The sequence below is a fragment of the Ligilactobacillus acidipiscis DSM 15836 genome (genome assembly GCF_001435755.1).
Classification (GTDB): domain Bacteria; phylum Bacillota; class Bacilli; order Lactobacillales; family Lactobacillaceae; genus Ligilactobacillus; species Ligilactobacillus acidipiscis.
In genome coordinates, this window is sequence record NZ_AZFI01000170.1 from 1 (window position 1) to 4,051 (window position 4,051).

The 4,051-nt window shown below is 38.0% G+C and carries 3 protein-coding genes and 1 pseudogene; 1 reads left to right on the forward strand and 3 read right to left on the reverse strand.

Annotated elements, in window-relative coordinates; translation table 11 throughout:
- Window positions 1–262: 262 nt before the first annotated feature.
- The 3 genes and pseudogenes from dld to FC65_RS09220 form a co-directional block, all read right to left on the reverse strand.
- A pseudogene (dld, locus tag FC65_RS09210) lies at window positions 263–1,942 on the reverse strand (D-lactate dehydrogenase).
- A 385-nt stretch (window positions 1,943–2,327) separates the two neighbouring features.
- Window positions 2,328–2,534, reverse strand: a complete 207-nt coding sequence (locus FC65_RS09215) for a CsbD family protein (RefSeq protein ID WP_010497492.1) — start codon at window positions 2,532–2,534, stop codon at window positions 2,328–2,330.
- Between the two features lie 368 nt (window positions 2,535–2,902).
- On the reverse strand, window positions 2,903–3,220 hold the full coding sequence (locus tag FC65_RS09220) for a hypothetical protein (protein ID WP_056972448.1): 318 nt from the start codon (window positions 3,218–3,220) through the stop codon (window positions 2,903–2,905).
- 226 nt (window positions 3,221–3,446) lie between these two features.
- On the opposite strand from FC65_RS09220, the gene FC65_RS09225 reads away from it, so the two are divergent.
- Window positions 3,447–3,845 (forward strand): DUF1694 domain-containing protein, encoded by a 399-nt coding sequence (locus tag FC65_RS09225; RefSeq protein ID WP_010497496.1) that lies wholly within the window; start codon window positions 3,447–3,449, stop codon window positions 3,843–3,845.
- Window positions 3,846–4,051 lie beyond the last annotated feature (206 nt).

Below are 4,051 nucleotides of genomic sequence, written 5' to 3' on the forward strand. Positions count from 1 at the left end.
TTCATCAGTACCACTTGATAAAGAACCTTAATTTTTATCAAACTGGAGATATTTTGTCCCAATCCCTTTTTAATAACTAGTGCTAATCAAGCACCAAATGTTTTTCTCGTGCTTTGAAATCATGACGAAAAATCTCAAAGATCCAAGCCCCTAATAAGTGACCTAAAACTTCAGGGCATTTATCCTTTTTGCATGGCATTAATGAGGATCTAGTACATGTTTTTTAGGTTATAAATTATAGCGGCTATTCAAAAGCTCGTGCTTAATATTCTCCCCAATACTTAGACATTGATTGTTTACCAATACCCGGATTGAAACTGTTGGTTGGATCATTTTTCTTATAATGGTTGACTAAGGCCGGTGACGCTAAGTATAAGTGTCCTACATTGTGTTCGGCCGGATAAACAGCGTGCCTTTCGTCCAAGATTTTCAACATTTCTTCTTTAAGTTTATGTGCATCGACACCTGGCTTTAAAATATAATCTTGGTGCATTACGTGGTCAAGTAAATGACCATAATAGATTTTATACTCTATTTTATCTTCGATTTCCTTAGGTAAATGTTCAAACTATTTATATTCATTACTTGCCAACGCAATGTCTAATGGCAAGATATCAATACTATCCTGCTTCAATTCCTGATAACGAATAGCAACACCCGCCGTTACATAGCGGTGCGTTGCCGCCTTACTGGTCTCATTTGCATCAGCTTCAAAGTAGTCACCACTGGCCTTTGCGAAGTAAGACTTAAGGTATTCACGTGCTTCTTCAATACCATTGTCAGCCATCTTTAATTGCAGATAGTGATCATATTTTTCATAATAGTCATCTAATCTTTTAGGCATTTGATTAGGGAATAAATGACTTAATGTTTGTAGTAAGCGATCTGGAAAATAATTCTTGAAAAATGGAATAGGCTTCAAGAAGCGTTCGCCCCACGCTTTTAGCGCAAACAACTGTGGTAAGTGTCCTGTACCGATTTTTTCGATCACAACCAAAGAATCTTTACCATACTTCTTGGCTAATCTATAAGCATCTTTATGCATGTATTCACCAGAAACAGGTAATTCTTTGAAAGTTGTCATGATATGGCGACGTATATCTTCCAACTCATCAGGGTTATTGGTCCCAATGTAAAACATTTGTGTTTTCTTATCCATTGGGAATGTATCTAATCTGACAGCAAGCGCAGCAACGTGACCAGAAGAGCCAGATACTTCATACAATTCTTTAGGGTTGGCATTGTAGCGAATGGGGTTATCTGAGTCAACATCACGCAAAACTTGTTCATGTTGGTACATTGAACCATGGCGTTTAGTAGCTGGAACTTGATTTACATCAAAATTACGATTTTGCAAATTAGTAATGATCTCTTCAGGTGTTTCACCCAAATCAATACCCAAATGATTAACTAAGTGCATTTCGTCATTTTCATCGATCCACACATATAATGATAGCTCTGTATAAGCTGGACCTCTTCTGATCAAAGCACCACCGGAATTGTTATTAATACCACCAATTACTGATGCCCCTAAATTAGATGAACCAATAACTGAATGTGGCTCTCGCTTGAGCGGCTTTAATTCATTTTCTAGTTGAAACAGTGTCGTTCCAGGAAACGCAAGTGCTTGTTTCCCATTATTGATCAACTGTAGATCTTTGATTTTCGCTCCGCTTACAACAACTGCCGGTCGGTCATAACCGGGAGCTAGTGTAGATCCTTCTGTCAAGCTAGTGTTGGATGCCTGCATGATAATAATAATGTTGTTATCATGCAAAACATTCAGAACACGCCACATTTCCATTAAAGTGGTTGGAAATACTACTGCTAGTGCCTCCCCCTTACCTGAACGATATCCTTTCCGGAAACGTAAAGATTTTGCTTTGTCGGTAATGACATTTCTTTTACCAACAACAGTGACTAGTTCATTAACTACGTTCATATTAATTCTCTTCCCTATAACATTTTAATGACTGTACTATTGGATCATGATACCCCTTTTTTGTCATTTTGAGTAGTGAAAAAAACAAATAAAAGCACCTAGACTTTGCTCTTTAAACTGCATTTTTTGAACTAGCGAAATGTATTTCAAGGATTCAGTTTAAAGGTCACCAGAATAAAATTAGTATTAAAAAACGATCTTAGACCTGAATAATTCATGCTTTGGATCACAGGCAAACGGGATGATAACGGACAAAGAAAGAGAATTTGTTAAAAATATAAATTATTTAGAGAGTAGCTATTTTTATAAATATGGCTTGCGGAGTACTAATTTGTGCAAATAAAAAGACTAGCATTTGCTGGCTAGCCCTCATTATATTTCATGCTTATTCTTTGTCTTTATCTGCGCTCTTCTTCAAACCCTCAGCAGCACCTTTAGCGGCATCTTTGACGTCTTCTGCCTTATGTTTTGCTTTACTTGCAAGGCCTTCTGCTTTACCTTCAGCCTCTGTGCCTTTATCACCAGTGACCTTGCCTAATGTTTCTTTCCCTTTACTCTTTGCTTCATCCAATTTATCATCAAAGCTACTCATAGTAAACACTCCTTGAATTAGATTTGCTTATCTAAGCATTTTCATTATACCCAATGCTTTAAAACGGCTCCACTTTAATGCTCATTCATTTCCTTTTGGTCAAATTATAGATCGCAATGCACAATAAAATAAATAAACCGAGTTGAAATGTAATTTTGATAGAAAATGTCATGTTATTCCGCCCTTCTGCTCGTAATGTGGCGGCTGACAAACATTTGAACAACGAACACGTCAATTGAATTCAAGTTGCAAATCTGCTAAAGTTGATTGGGTTCTTGACTGTTCTCCCCTGAGCAGTCATTAACTTCTATCTTATTTTGAAAAGCCGAAGACAAACAAAGCCGCCAGTTTTTGTTGTCTTCGGTTTTTTACATATAACGCGGGATCATTTTTCCATTCGACTGCCAGATCTCACCTACAAAACCAGTGAAACGCAAGGTAAAATTAACTCTTCGATGCAACTCACGCACGATTTTTTCAAAGTAAACCCAGTCGTAATCTTTGATCACACGGATCGGGATCGAGCGAGTGTTCTCATTGCCCATTTTGTATAAAAAAAAGAAATTGAATGAGTGATCGAATTTGTCATTGACGATTTGAATCTGATAGCGCGCCCTAATATGAGTCTTAAAATAATGGTTGATCCGTTCTTCCATCACATCAACATGTTGGACTGCTGTTTTCATAATTACCACCTCACTCTTTATTATACGAACATACGTTTGCTTTTCAAGTGAATTTTTTGTGGAGCCTATTTGCAAGTGCTCCAAAAGCTTATGACAGCAGTATTTTTAGTCAGAATTTATTTTAGCAGTTTGTTCGAGCAAACGATTGGCAAGGAAAATGATTAAATTACTGAACAGTATATGTTATAGTTGAGTATAAGGAACGAGTTTAAAGGAGGATCACATAATGACTGATGGAGACTTAAACGATCGTTTATCGGAAAGCTTATATGGAACACCTAAGATCAAGCCGGACGAACAGCGTAAATATTTAGGTACCTTCCGAGAACGTGTCGCTCTAACATTGGACCAAGGCGAAGCGCAACAACCGCAATTTATCGACGTCTTGCATAAAGAATTGGATCAAAACCCGGAATATCAATTGCTGATCAATGGCAATGCATCACAAACAGCTGTCGACAAGTTAACAGATTTATCGAACATGATAAGCAACCCTTCCAAATTACTAGCTGGTAAGGCAGCTCCGAACGGGATGGATGCCTTAGCCGCCGTCGTTTGCACGAAGGACACAGCGTTGCATTTAGATGAAGTCGACGTGGCTAAAAGATTTCCACAGCAAGAATAAGTAAAAAGCGGCTCCTTGTCGCTTGCCATGGATAAACTTGGCAAGTGACGGGAGTCGCTTTTTACGTGTGGAGCAATATTTTTGGAAGGAGCAGTAATTAAAGAGTTGTAACACTTACTTTGCCAAACTTTGCGTCACATTCCCGTTTGTAACACTTACTTCGCCAGACTTTGCGTCACATTTCTACTTGTAACACTTACTTTGCC

Coding starts and splice junctions, on each gene's coding strand:
- FC65_RS09215 (WP_010497492.1), bottom strand. CDS start 2,534: ATGAGTAGCTTTGATGATAAATTGGATGAAGCAAAGAGTAAAGGGAAA.
- FC65_RS09220 (WP_056972448.1), bottom strand. CDS start 3,220: ATGAAAACAGCAGTCCAACATGTTGATGTGATGGAAGAACGGATCAAC.
- FC65_RS09225 (WP_010497496.1), top strand. CDS start 3,447: ATGACTGATGGAGACTTAAACGATCGTTTATCGGAAAGCTTATATGGA.